The organism is Pseudomonas sp. CF161, assembly GCF_000416215.1.
Taxonomy (GTDB): Bacteria; Pseudomonadota; Gammaproteobacteria; order Pseudomonadales; family Pseudomonadaceae; genus Aquipseudomonas.
Window position 1 is genome coordinate 1 of record NZ_ATLP01000101.1, and the last position, 18,163, is coordinate 18,163.

At 61.2% G+C, this 18,163-nt stretch carries 15 protein-coding genes; 4 read left to right on the forward strand and 11 right to left on the reverse strand.

Annotated elements, in window-relative coordinates; translation table 11 throughout:
* Positions 1-58 precede the first annotated feature (58 nt).
* Complete coding sequence (locus tag CF161_RS22480; RefSeq protein ID WP_020298915.1) at positions 59-871, forward strand: aldo/keto reductase; 813 nt, start codon at positions 59-61, stop codon at positions 869-871.
* Positions 872-912: 41 nt separating this feature from the next.
* Positions 913-1,884: a hypothetical protein gene (locus tag CF161_RS22485; RefSeq protein ID WP_020298916.1), complete on the forward strand. Its 972-nt coding sequence runs from the start codon at positions 913-915 to the stop codon at positions 1,882-1,884.
* Positions 1,885-1,935: 51 nt separating this feature from the next.
* Here CF161_RS22485 and hldE read toward each other — a convergent pair whose 3' ends face one another.
* The 4 genes from hldE to msbA form a co-directional block, all read right to left on the reverse strand.
* Positions 1,936-3,357, reverse strand: a complete 1,422-nt coding sequence (gene hldE / locus CF161_RS22490) for a bifunctional D-glycero-beta-D-manno-heptose-7-phosphate kinase/D-glycero-beta-D-manno-heptose 1-phosphate adenylyltransferase HldE (RefSeq protein WP_020298917.1) — start codon at positions 3,355-3,357, stop codon at positions 1,936-1,938.
* A 102-nt stretch (positions 3,358-3,459) separates the two neighbouring features.
* The gene (gene cysC / locus CF161_RS22495; RefSeq protein ID WP_020298918.1) at positions 3,460-4,071 is read right to left on the reverse strand and encodes an adenylyl-sulfate kinase; all 612 of its coding nucleotides are present in this window, start codon (positions 4,069-4,071) and stop codon (positions 3,460-3,462) included.
* On the reverse strand, positions 4,064-4,768 hold the full coding sequence (locus CF161_RS22500; protein WP_020298919.1) for a sulfotransferase family 2 domain-containing protein: 705 nt from the start codon (positions 4,766-4,768) through the stop codon (positions 4,064-4,066). The genes cysC and CF161_RS22500 overlap by 8 nt, the downstream gene beginning before the upstream one ends.
* Before the next feature lie 187 nt (positions 4,769-4,955).
* Positions 4,956-6,758 (reverse strand): lipid A export permease/ATP-binding protein MsbA, encoded by a 1,803-nt coding sequence (gene msbA, locus CF161_RS22505; protein WP_020298920.1) that lies wholly within the window; start codon positions 6,756-6,758, stop codon positions 4,956-4,958.
* Positions 6,759-6,873: 115 nt separating this feature from the next.
* On the opposite strand from msbA, the gene CF161_RS22510 reads away from it, so the two are divergent.
* Positions 6,874-7,518, forward strand: a complete 645-nt coding sequence (locus tag CF161_RS22510) for a hypothetical protein (protein WP_020298921.1) — start codon at positions 6,874-6,876, stop codon at positions 7,516-7,518.
* Between the two features lie 41 nt (positions 7,519-7,559).
* Here the strand turns inward: CF161_RS22510 and CF161_RS22515 are convergent, their stop codons facing one another.
* Genes CF161_RS22515 through CF161_RS22545 form a run of 7 tightly spaced genes read right to left on the reverse strand, consistent with a single transcriptional unit; the run spans position 7,560 to position 15,673 of the window.
* On the reverse strand, positions 7,560-8,720 hold the full coding sequence (locus CF161_RS22515; protein WP_043230157.1) for an O-antigen ligase family protein: 1,161 nt from the start codon (positions 8,718-8,720) through the stop codon (positions 7,560-7,562).
* Entirely contained in the window at positions 8,710-9,477 is a 768-nt protein-coding gene (locus CF161_RS22520) for a hypothetical protein (RefSeq protein WP_020298923.1), read from the reverse strand. The genes CF161_RS22515 and CF161_RS22520 overlap by 11 nt, the downstream gene beginning before the upstream one ends.
* A 42-nt stretch (positions 9,478-9,519) precedes the next feature.
* Positions 9,520-10,476: a glycosyltransferase gene (locus tag CF161_RS22525; protein ID WP_020298924.1), complete on the reverse strand. Its 957-nt coding sequence runs from the start codon at positions 10,474-10,476 to the stop codon at positions 9,520-9,522.
* A complete protein-coding gene (locus CF161_RS22530) occupies positions 10,473-11,897 on the reverse strand; it encodes a PIG-L deacetylase family protein (RefSeq protein ID WP_020298925.1) in 1,425 nt (474 codons plus the stop codon). Before CF161_RS22530 ends, CF161_RS22525 begins: the two co-directional genes overlap by 4 nt.
* 8 nt (positions 11,898-11,905) lie before the next feature.
* Positions 11,906-12,802 carry an antimicrobial resistance protein Mig-14 gene (locus CF161_RS22535; protein ID WP_020298926.1) on the reverse strand — a complete coding sequence of 299 codons (897 nt, stop codon included), beginning with the start codon at positions 12,800-12,802 and terminating at the stop codon, positions 11,906-11,908.
* Entirely contained in the window at positions 12,802-13,932 is a 1,131-nt protein-coding gene (locus CF161_RS22540; RefSeq protein WP_020298927.1) for a glycosyltransferase, read from the reverse strand. Before CF161_RS22540 ends, CF161_RS22535 begins: the two co-directional genes overlap by 1 nt.
* Positions 13,916-15,673 (reverse strand): carbamoyltransferase, encoded by a 1,758-nt coding sequence (locus CF161_RS22545; RefSeq protein WP_020298928.1) that lies wholly within the window; start codon positions 15,671-15,673, stop codon positions 13,916-13,918. The genes CF161_RS22540 and CF161_RS22545 overlap by 17 nt, the downstream gene beginning before the upstream one ends.
* A 373-nt stretch (positions 15,674-16,046) precedes the next feature.
* On the opposite strand from CF161_RS22545, the gene CF161_RS22550 reads away from it, so the two are divergent.
* The gene (locus CF161_RS22550) at positions 16,047-18,155 is read left to right on the forward strand and encodes a TonB-dependent receptor (RefSeq protein WP_020298929.1); all 2,109 of its coding nucleotides are present in this window, start codon (positions 16,047-16,049) and stop codon (positions 18,153-18,155) included.
* Positions 18,156-18,163: the final 8 nt, after the last annotated feature.

Here is an 18,163-nt window from a genome sequence, read left to right on the forward strand (position 1 = left end):
CCCTGCCCGACCTGCCCAAACCGCCGCTGGCCCAGCCCGCCTGGGAGCAGCTGCTGCCATGAGCCTCGCGACCCTGCACCCGTTCCACAGGCCCCTGGGCGACACCGGCCTGCTGGTCTCGCCCCTGGGCCTGGGCACCGTCAAGCTCGGCCGTGACCAGGGGGTGAAGTACCCCAATGGCTTCCAGATTCCCGATGACGACGAAGCGCGCATGCTGCTGAAAATGAGCCGCGACCTGGGGATCAACCTGATCGATACCGCGCCGGCCTATGGCCGCAGCGAAGAGCGCCTGGGCCCGCTGTTGCGCGGGCAACGTCAGGACTGGGTGATCGTCAGCAAGGTCGGCGAAGAATTCAGCGAGGGCCAGTCCCGGCACGACTTCAGCGCCGAGCACACGCGGCTTTCGGTGGAGCGCAGCCTGCAACGGCTGGAAACCGACTTCATCGACCTGGTGCTGGTGCACTCCGACGGCAACGACCTGATGATTCTTGAGCAGTGCGAGGTCTACCAGACCCTGGCCGAGCTCAAGGGCGAGGGCAAGATCCGCGGTTTCGGCTTCTCCGGAAAAACCGTCGAAGGCGGTCTCAAGGCCCTGGAGCACGGTGACTGCGCGATGGTCACCTACAATCTGAACGAACGCAGCGAGCAGGCGGTCATTGAATATGCCGATGCCCACGGCAAAGGCATCCTGGTAAAAAAAGCCCTGGCCAGTGGCCATGCGTGCCTGAGCCCGGGCGTCGATCCGGTGCGGGCCAGCTTTGAACTGCTGTTTGACCAGCCCGGTGTTGCCAGTGCTATTGTCGGGACCATCAATCCACTGCACCTGGCGCACAATGTGGCCACTGTGGCGCAGGTCCTGCGCAAAAACTGATGCCGCCCATGCGGCCGACCCCGACGCAAGAAGGAGCCGACATGCCGCGAACGCTCATAAGAAAGAACCCCAGCAACTTCAAGACCCTGCCCCTGTTCGTCGAAGCGACTCCCGAAGGCCTGAGCTACCAGAGCGTCGGGATGCCGCTCAATTTCTCCCAGACCCTGCAACGCCGGCGCCCGGTCACGGTGGAAGACGCCGAGCGCTTTTCCGTGGAGCTGGCCAACCTCGGGGTCTCGGTGCGCCTGACCCTGCACTGGCAAAACCGCGATTACTGGGTGCTGGTCCGGCAACGGCGCCAGGACCGTGGCGACGTGGTGCTCAAACTCATCTCCGGCTATGTGCCGGCCCAGGAGCTGAACCTGCCGCTGCACACCGCGATTCAGGAGATCGCCGAGGAGTGCCTGCTGGAAACCCCGGAGGGCTGGCTCAGCGGCCGTTTCAACGACACCTGGCTGCCCGCGCCCTACGCCAATGCACTGCATTATCGCGAGGCCCTGCCCTTTCGCCTGACGCCGCTGTCCGGCGCCGCGCGCCCGGTGCGCTGCGCCAACCTGCAATTGATCGAACGCCCACGGGCCTACGTGCACTTGCCGACCGCGTCGCTGCAACTGATCTACGACCTGCGCCTGGAGATCCCCAAGGAAGCCAAGTCCCTGAGCCTGTTCCATGTCGATGAACGCCTGGAAGGCGACCAACTGGTCGCGCGTCTGGACCGCAAGCGCCCGGACCTGTACCTGATGCCCTTGCAGGACGGCCAGCCCTGCGCCGAGCTCTACACCCTGAAAAAAGACCAGCTGCAACCCGCCAGCACCCGCGGTTTATACCTGGCGGAAAGCTTCGCCCAACAGGACGGTTGGCTGGTGCGTGATGAGCGGATTCGCTGGAAGGATTGGCTGCGGCAGCAGGGCCTGAGCGCACCGGAAAAGGACTCGAAACTCAAGCGCCTGACCGGCAGGGCGCGGCAGATACTGCGCAAGATCGTGCCGGCCAAGGCCAGCCGGCAGCGTTGAAGGCCGCCACGCCGCTCCGGCAGCGGAGTCGGCATGGCGCCCAGCGCTCACTCAGGTCTTGCGGATCTTCTCGACGATCGCGGTGGTCGAGCTGTTCTCCACCAGCCCCAGCACCTTCACCGTGCCGCCATAGGCCGCCACGATATCGGCGCCGACCACCTGGTCGATACCGTAGTCGCCGCCCTTGACCAGCACATCCGGCCGCACCTGGCTCAGCAGGTTCTCCGGGGTGCCCTCAGGGAAGCTGATCACCCAGTCCACCGCGCCGAGGCCGGCCAGTACCGCCATGCGGCGGTCGACACTGTTGATCGGCCGTCCAGGCCCTTTCAGGCGGCTGACCGAAGCATCGTCGTTGACCGCGACAATCAAGCGATCGCCCTGGGCCCGGGCCTGTTCGAGGTAGGTCACGTGGCCGGCATGCAGGATGTCGAAGCAACCGTTGGTGAAGACGATCTTTTCCTTGTGCGCCCGGGCATCGTCGATGGCCAGCAGCAGTTGGTCGAGGCTCAGCACGCCGCGCTCGGAGCCTTCCTCGCGCTGGATGGCGCGCCGCAGTTCCGGCGCGCTGATGGAGGCGGTACCCAATTTGCCGACCACGATGCTCGCCGCCAGGTTGGCCAGGGCCACCGCGTGGGGCAGCTCTTCACCGGCCGCGATCGCCGCCGCCAGGGTCGAGATCACTGTGTCGCCGGCACCGGTGACGTCAAACACCTCACGCGCCCGCGCTGGCAAATGCAGCGCCGCGTGATCGGGACGCAACAGGGTCATGCCGTGTTCGCCGCGCGTGACCAGCAAGGCGCCCAGCTCCAGGTCGTGCATCAACTGCGCACCCTTGCTGACCAGCTCGTGCTCATCGGCGCAGCCGCCGACGATGGTTTCGAACTCGTTGAGATTCGGTGTGATCAGGCTCGCGCCACGATAGACCGAGAAGTCCTTGCCTTTGGGGTCCGCCAGCACCGGGATGCCGCGGGCGCGGGCAGCCTGGATCAGCGCCTGGTGATTCTTCAGGGCGCCTTTGCCGTAGTCGGACAGCACCAGGACCTTGATGCCTTCGAGCAGCGCGTCCACTTCCGCACCCAGGGCCAGGGCGTCGGTGGCGAAGGGCTCTTCAAAGTCGATGCGCAACAGCTGCTGGTGACGGCTCATGACCCGCAGCTTGACGATGGTCGGCTGATGCGGGATGCGCTGGAACAACGCCCGCACACCGGCGCCGCGCAGGCTATTGGCCAGGCTGTCGGCGGCTTCATCGTCACCGGTCACCCCGACCAGGGACGCCGGCGCGCCCAGGGCGGCAATGTTCAGGGCAACGTTGGCGGCACCGCCCGGGCGGTCCTCGATCTGCTCGACCTTGACCACCGGCACCGGCGCCTCAGGGGAAATCCGTGAGGTACCACCATGCCAGTAACGGTCGAGCATGACATCGCCGACCACCAAGACAGGGGCTTGATCGAATCGCGGCATGGACAACTTCATGGTGCAACCCACATACAAAATGAACAGGGGCGCGATATTAACACAGGGTTGGCGCCGTCAAGTTCTATGGCTTTAGCCTGGGTCTTGAAGTTTTTCAGCGGCTTACTTTTCGAGTAGAAGCTGCAACAGGCGGGCCGTGGCCTGCTCGACCCCGACCCGGGCGGTATCAATTTCACAGTCCGCCTGCAGCGGTGCTTCGTAGGGGCTGTCCAAGCCGGTGAAATCCTTGATCTGTCCAGCCAACGCGGCTTGATACAGGCCTTTTGGATCGCGTTCTGCACAGGTCGCAAACGCCGTGCTGATGTACACCTCAAGAAACTCGCCAGGCTCGAACAGGGCGCGGGCTGTCTCACGATCAGCGCGAAATGGCGAAATGGCCGAGACGATGACCAACAGGCCGGCATCCACCATCAAGCGCGCCACTTCGGCCATGCGCCGGATATTTTCCTTGCGCGCCTCGGCGCTCATCCCCAGATCGCTGCACAGGCCATGGCGCACGTTGTCGCCATCGAGGATAAAAGTGTGCCGCCCCAGTTGGTTGAGGCGCAGTTCCAGCAGGTTGGCCAGGGTCGACTTGCCCGCACCGGACAGCCCGGTCAACCAGAGGCAGCACGGCTTCTGCTGCTTCAGGGCTGCCCGGGAAGCGCACGACAATGACAGCGCATAGGGACGGATCTGCGGTTGTTCCACGGCAGCGAGCAGCGGCTTATTCATAACCCAGCATCTCGTAATCGCGTTCATAGACCCGACGCACCAGGCGCCGGGTACGCACTGAGCACAGGTCCCGCACAGAGCCCTTGGCGGGCTGACAGGAAGCGTTCAGCAGCGGCAGTCGCGGGTGGATGCCCAAGTGTTCGCAGACCAGCTCGAAATCACGCGGCAAGTGCTCCTGATAGCCGATGAAGTCCAGCGACATGTGCCCCAGGGAGTCGGTGAGAAAGTCACTCTGCGGAGCAAAATGGATCTGCTTGCGGATGGTGTCCGGTCGCAGCCAGCGCGCCACGAAGTCGTCGAAATCCCGATACTGGTTGACCAGCACCTGGGCCGGCTGATCCCTGGGGTTGAGCCGATTGCTTCGCAGAAAGGTATAGGCCGAGTAGGCCCGCGCCAGAGGGTCACGGACGAAGGCGAACTTGAAACTGCTGGCAAACGCGTGCGGGAACTGCTGCTCGTACCAGTACAACGGCAGATGCCCCGGGCTCCAGCCCCCGAACAACGCGGCGCACACACTGCTGCCGGCACATTTGGGGACATGGATGTACAGGCAGGAGTGTTTGGTGAACGCCTCGGGAAAGCGAACATCGGCCGACATGGATTTATTCACGGCATGGCGATCCACTACCGACAGGCGCCCCAGCAGCAGGGTGCGCTGGGATTTGGGCAATAACTTCCACACATAGCGTTGCAGCATTCCAGCCCCCACGCGGCGGGGATAGCCCCGTCGATCATTCGACTAATAGCGGGAAACCATAACAAGCACGGCAGGAGAAATTATTTAGGCTTGGTCAAGACAGTAAATATCCGGATACAAACCAGGCCCCATTGCCTTGCACAATGTGGGCCTGATTGGCAGTGGCCTGGCCACTGCCTTTTACCGGTCAGGCAATATCGTTATGAACGGGCTCTTCCAGCCCCATAGCGTGCAGTCGGGAGTAATAGCCGTTCTGCTCCAACAACTGCGTATGGGTGCCGCGCTCGACAATCTGCCCCTGATCCATGACCAGAATCAGGTCGGCCTTCTCGATGGTCGACAGCCGGTGTGCAATCACCAGGGTCGTACGGCCTTTCATGACCTTGTCCAGCGCAGCCTGGATATGCCGCTCGGATTCGGTATCCAGCGCAGACGTTGCCTCGTCGAGAATCAACAGCGGGGCGTTTTTCAGCAGTGCCCGGGCAATTGCCAAGCGCTGACGCTGACCGCCAGACAGGAGCACACCGTTCTCTCCGACCTGGGTATCCAGCCCCTGGGGCATTTGCGCGATGAAGTCCATCGCGTAGGCATCCTTGGCCGCCTTCTCGATATCCTCGCGCGGAGCTCCTGCCAGGTCGCCATAGGCAATGTTGTTGGCGATGGTGTCGTTGAACAGGGTCACATGCTGGGTCACTTGGGCCACATGTCGACGCAAGTTGCGCAGGCGGTAGTTTTCGACCTCGACACCATCCAGCAGAATCTGCCCGATATCGTGGTGATAAAAGCGCGGAATAAGTGCAGCCAATGTGGATTTGCCACTGCCAGAGCGCCCAACCAGGGCAATCATCTGTCCTGGATCGGCACTGAAGCTGATATCACGCAGCACTTCGCGCTCGGTGCCCGGGTAGGTGAAGCTCAGGTTACGCACCTCCAGCCGACCTTCGACACGCTCGAGTTCGACGGTGCCGGTGTCCGATTCAGGCTCGACATCCAGTTGCTCAAAGATGCTTTCCGCGCCAGCCACGCCCTTCTGAATGGTCGAGCTGACTTCCGACAACTGGCGGATGGGCTTGGGCAACAGGCCGGCAGCGGTGATGTAGGCCACCAGGTCACCCGCCGTGGCATCCCCACGCAGGAACAGCACCAGGAACATCAGCACCGCCATGGCCGAATAAATCACCAACTGCAGCATGGGCGTGTACACCGCGCCGGTCTTGGTCATGCGCAGTTGCTTGTCGGTGTTGCTCTGGCTGGCCAGGGCGAAACGCTGCTGCTCATAGGCCTCGCCACCAAAGCTGCGCACGACGCGATAGCCCTGGATGGTTTCGGAGGCCACGTGGGTGACATCACCCATGGCCACCTGGATTTTCTTGCTTTGCTTGCGGAATTTCTTGCTGGTGCTGCTGACCATGACCGCGATCAACGGCAGGATCGCGACCATCACCAGGGTCAATTGCCAGTTCATCCATAACAGATAGACAAACAGGAACACCACGGTCAGGCCTTCGCGGATCACCACCTTGATGGCATCCGTTGCAGCGCCGGTAACCATGGTCACGTTGAAGGTGATGCGGGAAATCAGGTGCCCGGAGTTGTGGGTGTCAAAGTATCGATTGGGCAGGACCAGCAACTTGTTGAACAGCTCGACCCGCAGATCATGCACCAGCCCGAGGGACACCTTGGCCAGGTAGAAGTTACCCAGAAACGAACCCAGCCCCTGCCATGCGGCGATCAGGACGATCAGCATCGGCACGGCCTGCAACAGTTGCAGATCACGCAGGTAAGGGACGTTTGGAAAGAGTACGGCCTCGGGGTTGCTCAAGCCGTCGACAAAGTACTTGAGGATTCCCGCCAGCATCGGCTGCGTCGATGCGAAAATGACAAAACCCAGGATACTGAGCGCGAACATCCCCGCATAAGGACGGACGTACGACAGCAATCGCAGGTAAATCTTCAGGCTCGACGCCGCAGGCGAATCAGGGGTAGTCATGAGAAGCCGTTGAATGAGAAATGAGCCCGCAACTATAACACAGGCCATTTTAGTCGATGAGCTACGGTACCATGTACCTTAACCCTGCCTGCTGTTGTTGAACTCTGGAGTATTGATGCAAGCGCTTGACCATAATCACTACCTCACTTTGCGCGAAGCAGCTGAAGTCCTCGAAGCCGACGGTTCTGGCGATAAGGTGCTGCGGTTGACGGATGGCTCGATACTCAAACTGTTCCGACGCAAGCGCCTCCTGACTTCGGCGGCCTGGTATCCCTATGCAAAGCGCTTCGCCGATAACTGCACACGCTTGAGCCAACGCCAGATACCTTGCCCCAGCATCCGCCAGGTTTACCGGATCTCGAGCATTCAAAGGGATGCCGTGCATTATGATCCACTGCCGGGCCAGACCCTGCGTCAGTTGCTGGATGATGGCCTGCGTGGTGATGCACTGAGGGCACAACTGGGCACGTTCATCGCGATACTCCACGAGCGCGGCATTTACTTTCGCTCTGCGCACCTGGGCAATATCGTGCTGACACCTGAAGGGCAGTTGGGGCTGATCGACATTGCCGACCTGAAAGTCTTTTCCCGTCCATTGCGCAAGGCCTTGCGCCTGCGCAACTTCAAACACATGTTGCGTTACAGCCAAGATCGGGCGTGGTTGCTGGATAACCACGGCGGGGTGTTTATAGAGCACTACGCCGCGGCGCAAAACACGTGCTCGATAAACGAATTGAATAGCGAACTGCATAAAAACTGAACAACACCCGCCGGCGCCTCAGCGCTGGCGGGTGCAAAGCCTTACCCGCGCTGCAACTGCCGCGCTTGCGCGACACGTCCCAGGATCAATGCCGCAGGCATCAGTACCAGCGGCCACAGCTCATCCGGACTGTGGACCAAAATACTGCCATCAAAGTTGAGCATCACCAACGCACAGGCCAGGAACATGCCCCAGGCATCGCGCAGGCGCCAGGCCGCCAGCAGGCTTGTCAGCATCAGCACCACAAACAGCAACAACGCCGGAGCGCCCGTGTAGACACCCAGGGCCACGAAGATATTGTGTGGGTGCTGGATCGGCATAAACCCGTCCAACAATTGCGCAGTGTGGAATTCGACGCCGCAGCCCATGATCCAGCCGCAGTTTCTCCACTCGCCGACCATGACGTTGAAGATCTCGACTCGGTAAGAGTCCCCACGGTTCCACAGCGAGATGTACCAGGCTTCGTTATGCACGCCCCAGACCACCAGGCCCAGGACCAAGGCTCCCACCAGGAGAATGCTACCGACAACCTTGGGCCGCAGATAAAGGCCATACAGCACCCAAAGCCCGAATAGAAATGCCGCGCCCACCAGAGCGGTACGGGTCTGCAGAACAAAGGTCACGGCAATCACCGACAGCAGTACTGCGGCAGTGGCCTCAATCCAACGCTTGGTCTTGACCCAGTATGGCAAGGCCAGGGCCAGGGCACAGAACAACCAGATGCTGGCGTAAATCACGTTGATCAGTCGGGCGGGCAACAACGCCACTCGACTGCCGAAGGGGAATTGCCCCGTGCTCCAGCTGTATATCGCGCTCAGGTAAATGTAGAGAATCAGAATCCAGAACTGGGCCCGGATAAACTCTTTGCTTCTGAAAAAATCAGGGCTGACCAGGCTGGCGACGATAAAGACAAACGATAAGACGTAGACAATGGGTTTATAGAACTCCATCTCTCCGAATACCGTGGCCGACACAGCAAACCAGAGCATGAACACCAGCCAAAGCCAGGCCAATGGCTCTTTGAGGACCTTGAGGCCGTGGCCTTTTAGCAGGAAGAACAACCCGGGCAGGGCAATCAGCCCGTAAAACACGTTGTTGGTCGATTTCGACGACCAACCAACGACAAAGCTCAACAGAAACAGACATAACATCGCACTGAAGTAAGTGGTCACTCTGCTTAACTTCACGCCATTAAATTCCATGCAGCAACCACCCTATCGCCATACCTAAAATCAAAGTTGCCATGAGCTTGACGCGATCTCGACGCTTGCGCCGCAGCTTGTTCGAACGCTCTTCAGGAACCACCACATGCTCACCAAACCCGGTGTGCAGAACCGCATCGTTTTCCAGAATCAACGCATAACGATTTTCCTGGGCATACAGCCGGGACAAATCCTTCTCCCCGGAAAACGCCGCATACGGCGCATGCAGCAGGTAGTCGGCACGTCGGCGCAGCCCTGGGTTGAAAGAGAACCCCTGCCAATCGGCTTTATGCGAGCCCAGCACATAGAACGCAATCCCATGTGCCACCTTGCGCTCATTCAAGAACACATAAGGGCTGTGCACCGCCAAGTCGTGATGGGCACTGCGCAGCCAGACCTGCAAGGCCTGTGGGTCGTCTTCCAGCAACTGCTGCGACTCTTCGATAAAACCTTCGCGGTAGAAGTCCCAGTCATCTTCGCAATGGAAAATCCACGGCGTCTCAATCTGCCCATAGGCCAGATCAATCGAACGCAACTGGCCCAAGCGCGGATTGTTGACGAGAAAAACCGTGTGCGGTCTCCAGTGCTCGGGAATGCATTCTTCGACGGCCCGATCACCTGAGTCCTCAGTAATGAACACTTTGCGAATAGGCGCAGTATTGAAGCGATCAAATGTCTCGAGCGTTCGCTTGAGCAAGTCGAAACGCCCGCAACTGGTCACCATCACCGAGATATCGCTACTCTCACTGAACAGCATGTATGTGCACCGCCTTATTAAGGGTGGAGTAGCCGCAGGCTCTTAGAAACCTAACGACAGACGTAGTTTTTCTTTCCAGCTCAGCGGTGCGCGCTCACGCAGCGGGGCGCTCATGGCCTCGACTACGGCGTGCCCGAGAGCCCTGAAACTGTAACGTTGTTCGACCAGCGTCTGGCCGGCCTGGGCGATGGCCAGACTCAAGGCGGCAGAGGCGCGCAGCGTTTGCAGCTTGCTCCTGAGCTCTTCCCGAGTGCGGTACAACACGATGTTCTGCATATCGACAAAACCCAGCGCCCGGTTTTCTTCTTCGCCCTGGTCATAGGCCAGAAGTACACAACCACAGGCCATGGCCTCGAAGTTCTTGATCATGTACTCGCCCATGTCGACATCGGCACTGACGAAATAGCGGATACGACTCAAGGTCTCGCAGTATTCCTCACCCGATTTGGTCCGGGTGATCAGCAGGTTCTCCACCTCGGCCACCGACTCCAGCATGGCTTTGCGCCCGGCATAGGCCACGCTGTTGAGGCTGCCGACAAACCCGAGTTCGATGTCCCGCTCCCGCCCGCGGTTCTGCAACAGCGCCTGATCGTAGCCCTTGGGCACGAAGTGCGCGTCGAAGCCCTCCTGGCGCAAGCGTTCGCTGACCATGAACCCGGAACTGATGACCCTGGCCCAAGGCAGCTTGCGGTAATGGGCGCTGAACTTTCCGGTGTACTTGCAGGGGATATAGTTCTGATAGGCGTCATGCTCGAGAATAACCAGGTTGGGCAGGGTCTGTATGAACCTGACCTGTCTGATCTCTTTCTTGAAGCGCAGGAAAAAAACAATGCGGTCATAACGCGAGACATCCACATGCTCGCGGAAATACTTGCGCAGATTGTCTTGTTCAGCGCTGGTCAGCTCGCGCATATCGCACTCGCAACGCTCAGCGATCCCGTCGTAGAACCGGTCGAGAATGGCACGCTGTTCTTTCTGCACCAGAAACAGGACTTTCAAGGGTTGTCTCTCTTACTGAGGTTCTCGTCGACCCAGAACAATTCGTGCTGCCGAACCGCCTTGCGAAAGAACTCGTTATCACCGAATGCAGGCCACCGGCGCGCGGCGAGGTAGCGCTGGATAATGCGCCGCAATTGGCGCTTGAAAGGGGGCGCGGGCTGCAAGTCGTGCATCATGCCCAAGGACATAGCCTTGTGCCACTGTTGCTGTTCCGAAACGGGCAACGCCCAAGGCCGCAATGGCCCCTGGCTGGCGAGCTGTGGCGGCAAGGCCACGCCACTGCCGGCGGCGCCCATGGGCCAGCGGTCGTTATCATGCAGATGGTTGGCGTAGTGCAACAGCGATTGCGGCTGCCAGGAGCTGCGAGTGAGGGCCTGCATCAGCGCCTGCTGGGCACAGATGTGATCGGGATGGGGATCGAAGCACGGGTGCGGCAAGACAACCACCTGCGGCTCGATGCGCTCGATCAGCTCGACCAGGTCAGCCACCAGGTTGTCCCATGACGCAATGCCATCAGCGTCACTGCCCAGGGCAAAGGCATTAAAACGCCGGAAGTACCGGGTATCGCTCAAGTCTGCCTCTCGCGAAGGCACGGCAACGCTCGGCGTAGCCTGCATCTGCGGCAACTGCAGGCAGAAGTAGCCCAGTTGCACACAACGCTCCTGGGGCACGCCCGCCCACAACGGCACGCTGATGCTGTCCCACGCCCGCAACGAGCCCTTCAATCGGGCGGCGGCGACTCGATCCAGGCCCATGGCCTGATAATGTTCAGCCTCTATTTCACCCGCAGTGAGGGTGACCACCCAGCTTTCCTCGGCGCTGCTGTACAGGCCAAAAGCCGCAAGTTCGGCGTCATCGGCGTGGGGCGCTATAACCAGCAAGCGCTGTGCTCGGTAATCCGGGTGACGCACAACGGACAGTTCTACTGCCTCGGCGACGTTACAGAAACGCCCCTGGAGCCGGAGCCGACCGCCAAGCAGCGCCTCATGCTGACCGGTCAGATTGAGGTAGCGAATACCGCGGGAGCCACGCTCGAAATCCTGCTGATCGGCAGTTCCGCCGAGAATCTTCACACCGGGATCGAGAAACCGCCCGCACCAGGAGGCCCGGATGCGCACCTTCAGCACCAAGGTATCGCCAGCCCCCAGCAGCAAGGTCTCGGGCAGGGTCAACCGGCCTGCCACCAGCGTCAGCGCCAGTTGCTCATCGGCGGCGAACTGATAGTCGTAATCATCGCCCGGGGAATAGAACAGGTGATCGGCAAACCACGCCTCATGGGCCACCCAGGCCAGGACAGCCAGCAGCAACGGCAGCCACCAGACCACAAGCACGCCAACAGCCAGCAACACCAACAGGCCGATCATCAGAGCGATACGCTTGTTACGCCGATGGCGTTTGAGCAGTTGCTGTTTGCGACTCATGGGCGGGCTCATACCTGGAAGACCGGTACAGGATTGCACCAACGGTCCTTGTATTCACGGTCGGCGCGCCCGAACGAAAAACGCAGCGGCTTGCCGAGCGCACGCGCCTGCTCCCAGGCACTTTGCGTATTGAGGAAACTCAGCACGCTGCCCGGGCTGAACTCGCGGGTTTGCGGATCGACGCCGCCATTGACGTACTCGACACTGATCCACTCCGGCGCTTCCACCCGGTAGACCAGCTGGATGGCGATCGGCGCATCGTTGAGAAAAATCACCGACCCCATCAATAGCTCGCCCAGCAACTCGATGACCTGGGCCATGTGCTCAGCGCCGGTGGCAACAAAGCCCCAGCGCCGCTGGAACAGATCGCAGTAGATGGCGGCCAGTTCGGCACTGGAAAACTCTCCGACCGGACGCACCACGCCCCCCGCCTCTTCCAGCAGCCGCAGCTCGCGACGCTGGTTGTAGCGAAACTTCTTCGACAGTTCTTCCGGCGTGCGCGCCATGGCCAATTGCTCGGCCTGGGGCTTGATCGCGGTGAACCGGCCTTCGTTGAGTGCCGACAAGTAACGCCCGCGATGACGCAAGACCGCCCCGGCCTGAGGCGCGGCAGGCAGAATCAGTTCGGCATTGCCGAGGTCGAACAAGCCTTTTTTGCCGGCGCGCTTGAGCACATCCTTGGACAGCGCCAAGTCGCGCCCCCAGGTCGGGATAGCGGCCGTCAGCTCGCCGTCCTGCTCCCAGGCCAGGTAGCGCACCGGAATGTTCGCCAAGTCCGCAAGACGCTCAACCACCAGGGGATGGGTCGCGACGCTGCCACCAAAACGCTGCCAGGCCGCAGCATAGGCAGGCGCGTCGATGACTGACCAACCGCGCTCGCGCCAGCCTTGAAATCGGTTAAGCATCAGCCCCTCGCGGTCAGGTCGGTGACGGATGGCAAACGCCAGAATGCATCGCGCACGGCCTGATCCGAAAAACGCTCACGCAGGCGATCAAGCATCAGCTCGGCACATTGCAGGCGCTGCTTGGGCTCCATCGCGGCCAGATGCTTCAGGCCCTGGGCCATGTGCTCGGCATCGCCCAATGGGAACAGAATGCCCACGCCCTCGACCACTTCGCTGGCGCCTCCGCAAGCCGTCGCCAACAGCGGCACGCCGGCCGCCATGGCTTCCAGCAGCACCATGCCGAAGGGCTCGTGATCGGAACTCAGGGCAAACACGTCGAACGCCCGGAAGTAGCGACGGGCTTGCGCCACCTGGCCGAGAAACAGCACTCGCTCGCCAATCCCCAGCTCAAGAGCCAGGGCCTTGAGGTCCGACTCCAACCGACCGCTGCCCATGATTGCCAGCTGGCTGTTCTCGGGCAGCCCCGGCAAGGCCAGGGCAAAACCACGCAACAACGTGGCCTGGTCTTTATCCGGGTGCAAGCGCCCCACATTGCCGACGATCCAGGCATTGGCGGACAGCCCCAGCTCTGTGCGGGCTTCGACCACGCTCAGCTGAGACGCCTGCAAGGCGTCTATATCAATGCGGTTGTAGAGGGTCTGAATACGCGCGGGCGACCAATTCGGCAGGCAGCGACGAATGTCATCGCGCACCGCATCGGACACGCCGAGCAGGCTCAAGCGCTGGCGAAAGATCCGCGCGAACAGCTTGCGGCTGCCGCGCTGATAGTCGCCAAAGGCGTGGTGCACGCCAATCACCGGCAAGCGGCTGCCCAGCAGCGCGATGTAGATCGGCTTGAAACGATGGGCGATACAGAAACTGAAATTGCGCGAGGCGACGATTTTGCGCAAATCGGCGATCGCCCCCAGTTTCAGGCCACGAATACTCTTGGAACTGCGCTCCATGAACAGCACTTCATCGGAAGCACAGCCAGCAGCGACTTCCGCGTCCGCGGCACCGGTCAAAAAGACCGTGGTCACCCGATAGCCGCGCCCCACGAACAGGCTGGCGTACTGCCGGGCGCAGTCCAGAAAAGGCCCGTCATATCCGTGACAGAACTGCAGCACATGGCGCTCAGCCGAGCGAGTCATAAGCATCCGCGCCGTCTTTGACCACCAAAATATCTTCCATGATCAGGTACTGCAGGTCGGAGCCAAAGAACATGTTCAGCGCGTCGGTCGGCGAGCAGATCATCGGTTCGCCACGGCGGTTGAGCGAGGTATTCAGGGAGACGCCGTTGCCGGTCAGGACTTCCAGGGCCTTCATCATGTCGTAGTAGCGCGGGTTGTATTCGCGCTTGAGCACCTGGGCGCGGGAGGTGCCGTCTTCATGGACCACTTCCGGCACTCGGGTTTTCCACTCTTCAGCCACTTCGAAGGTGAAGGTCATGAACGGCGCCGGGTGATCGACCTTGATCATCTGTGGGGCCACGGTGTCGAGCATCGACGGGCAGAAAGGCCTCCAGCGCTCGCGGAACTTGATCTGGTGGTTGATGCGGTCGGCCACGCCGGTGGCGCTTGGGCAACCGATGATCGAGCGACCGCCCAGGGCGCGCGGGCCGAACTCCATGCGGCCCTGGAACCAGGCCACCGGGTTGCCGTCGACCATGATCTTGGCGATTTTTTCCGGCATGTCTTCGAGCTTGCGCCACACCGGCTTGCTCGGATGACGGGCGCATGCGGCGATCACGTCTTCGTTGCTGTAGGACGGGCCGAGATAGACGTGTTCCATCTTCTCCACCGGTACGCCACGGGCGTGGGAAACGTAGGCCGCTGCGCCGACTGCGGTCCCGGCGTCGCCGGAGGCCGGCTGCACGAACAGTTCCTTGACGTCGTCGCGAGCGATGATTTTCTGGTTCAGCTTGACGTTCAACGCACAACCGCCAGCGAAGGCCAGCTTGCCGGTTTCCTTGAGCACATCGCCCAGGTAGTAGTCGATCATCTGCAGCGAGAGTTTCTCGAACAGCGCTTGCATGCTGGCCGCGTAGTGGATGTACGGCTCGTCGGCGATGTCGCCTTCGCGCTTGGGACCCAGCCACTCGATGAGTTTTGGCGAGAAGTAGAAGCCCTTGCCCTTCTCTTTATAGCGGCGCAGGCCAATGACGTTGGCGTAGTCGGTGTTGATCACCAACTGGCCGTTTTCAAAGCTGGCCAGGCGCGAGAAATCGTACTTGCTGGCATCGCCGTAAGGCGCCATGCCCATGACCTTGAATTCGCCGTCGAGCATCTCGAACCCGAGGAACTCGGTGATCGCGCCGTACAGGCCACCCAGGGAGTCCGGGTCGTAGAATTCCTTGATCTTGTGGATCTTGCCGTTTTCGCCGTAGCCGAAGAAGGTGGTGGCGTACTCACCCTTGCCGTCGATCCCGAGGATCGCGGTTTTCTCCTGGAAGCCCGAGCAGTGGTAGGCGCTGGAGGCGTGGGCCAGGTGGTGCTCGACCGGTTCGATCTTGATTTTCTTCGGATCGAAACCCAGTTGCTCGAGGCACCAGACGATCTTGTTGCGATAGCGCTTGTAGCGGCGGTTGCCCATCAGGATCGCGTCGAGGGCGCGGTCCGGGGCGTACCAGTAACGCTTGGCGTAGTGCCAGCGGGCCTCGCCGAACAAGCTGATGGGGGCGAACGGAATCGCCACCACGTCAACGTCGGAAGGCTTGATCCCGGCCTGTTCCAGGCAGAACTTCGCCGATTCGTAGGGCATGCGGTTCTTTGCATGTTTGTCGCGCACGAAGCGCTCTTCTTCAGCGGCCGCAATCAGTTTGCCGTCGATGTACAGGGCTGCTGAAGGATCATGGCTAAGGGCGCCGGACAGGCCAAGAATCGTCAATGCCACAGGGGTCTAGCCTCGTTTAGTCTGCGTGCAGGCGCGATGCGCCTTGAGAAAATGTGTGCTCGCAAAAGGGCGAGAAACAACTAAAGGGCGGGATTATAACGTAAAAGCGGCGGCAAGCCTCTAGCGGCAAACGGCCGGCGCGTGAGGCGACTTTGGCCGATATTCAGGCCTTGCGACGACCTGCGAAGGCTATGACCGCCTTTTTTATGGCGCGAGCCGGACGTCTATCTGAAACAGCGCTACCATCGGCAACCCGGCCCGCCGCTTGCGACTGAATGTCGCAGACGCCTGCCTGGCGCCCCACACTGGGTAAACTCGCGCCCCTTTGCTCGCCCCGACAGGGCGACCCGCTCTCCGGAATTCGACTCACCCCATGAAAAAAGCCGCTCCTGCTCGCCTCGTCCCGCTGTTGCCGGGCCTGCTCCTTGGCCTCAGTGGTGCCAGCCTCGCCGCACCAGCTCCCCTGGAACTCGACCCCAGCGTCGTCACCGGCTCACGCAGCGCCACCCAGAGCTTCGACCTGCCCTACTCCGTGGACAGTGTCAGCCAGCAACAGATCAGTGACGGCCAGCTCGGCATCAACGCCTCCGAAGCCCTGTCACGGGTGCCGGGGCTGGTGGTGCAGAACCGCCAGAACTATGCCCAGGACCTGCAGATTTCCTCTCGCGGCTTCGGTGCGCGCTCAGCCTTCGGCGTGCGCGGCATCAAGCTGCTGGCCGACGGCATTCCGGCCAGCACCCCGGACGGCCAGGGCCAGGCGGCAACCTTCAACCTCGACACCGCCGAGCGCATCGAAGTGCTGCGTGGCCCGGCCGCGACCCTGTATGGCAGCAATGCCGGCGGGGTGATCCAGATGTTCTCCCGTGATGGCGAAGGTCCGCCACGGATCGGCGCCGAGACCCTGATCGGTAGCGACGGCCTGAGCAAGAATCACCTGAGCGCCGAAGGCGCGGTCGACGGCGCAGGCTTTGTGCTGGACGCCTCGCGCATGGACACCGATGGCTACCGTGACCACAGCGCCGCGCGGCGCGACCAGACCTTCGCCAAGCTCAACTTCAAGCCCGACGACGACAGCAAGATGGCGCTGATCTTCAGCAGCCTGGAACAGAACGGCACCCAGGACCCGCTGGGGCAGACCTGGGCGGCCTATAAAGCCGATCCACGTTCGGTGACTGCCAACGCCTTGAGCTACAACACGCGTAAAAGCATCGATCATCAGCAATTGGGGATGAATTACGAGCGCTATTTCGGCGATGCGACCTTGCAGGTCAATGCCTATACGGGACGGCGGAGTGTGATTCAGTACTTGTCGATTCCCAGGGGCACACCGGCGAACGAACGTGGCGGCGGCGTGGTGCAGTTCGACCGCAAGTTCTATGGCGCCGGCGTGCGCTGGCTGCAACCGGTGGATGGGGTGCCCGGCGAATTGACCCTGATCGGCGGCCTGGACTATGACCAGAGCCAGGACGACCGCAGCGGCTACCGGAATTACAGCGGCAACCAGCTTGGCGTGAAAGGCGAGCTGCGCCGCGATGAAGTCGACACCGCCCGCAGCCTCGACCCTTACTTGCAGGCCAACTGGGCCATCGATCGCTGGACCCTGCAGGCCGGCGTGCGCCACAGCACCATGGAGCTGGATGTCGACGATCACTTCCTGAGCAATGGCGACGCCAGCGGTACAAAGCGCTACCAGAAGACCACCCCGTCGCTGAGCGCGATGTATGCCTTCACCGATGACCTGCATGGTTATGTCAGCGCCGGCAAGGGTTTCGAAACCCCGACCCAGGCCGAACTGGCCTATGCCCCGGGAGGCAGCGAGGGCTTCAACTTCGGCCTCAAGCCTTCCGAGAGCAAGCAGTACGAAGTGGGCCTGAAGGCTCGACTTAACAGCAACACGCGAGTGAATGCCGCAGTGTTCCAGATCACCACCGAAGACGAGTTGGTGGTGGCGGAATCCAATCAGGGCCGCACCAGCTACCAGAACGCCGGACGCACCCTGCGCCGCGGTTTCGAGCTGGGTATCGAGAGCCAGCTCAGCGAACAATGGAGCACCAACCTCGCCTACACCCGCCTGCAAGCCACCTATGACAGCGACTTCACCAGCGGCAGCGGCGCCACGCAAAAACATATCGACAAGGGCAACTACCTGCCCGGCGTACCGCAGACCACGCTGTTCGCCGAGCTGAACTGGAAACCGCGGGACTGGGTCAGCACCGCCCTTGAAGGCCTGTACCGCAGCAAGGTCTACGTCGAAGACAGCAACCAGGACAAGGCCGCGCCGGGCTACAGCGTGTTCAACTGGCGCACTCGCTTCGAGCAGAAGGTCGAGCACTGGACCTTCCACCAGACCCTGCGCCTGGACAACCTGCTGGATCGGCAGTACGTCGGTTCGGTGATCGTCGGCGACGGTAATGGGCGTTATTACGAAGCCGCACCCGGGCGCTCGTGGTATGCGGGCGCAGGGGCGCAATACCGGTTTTGACCTGATGG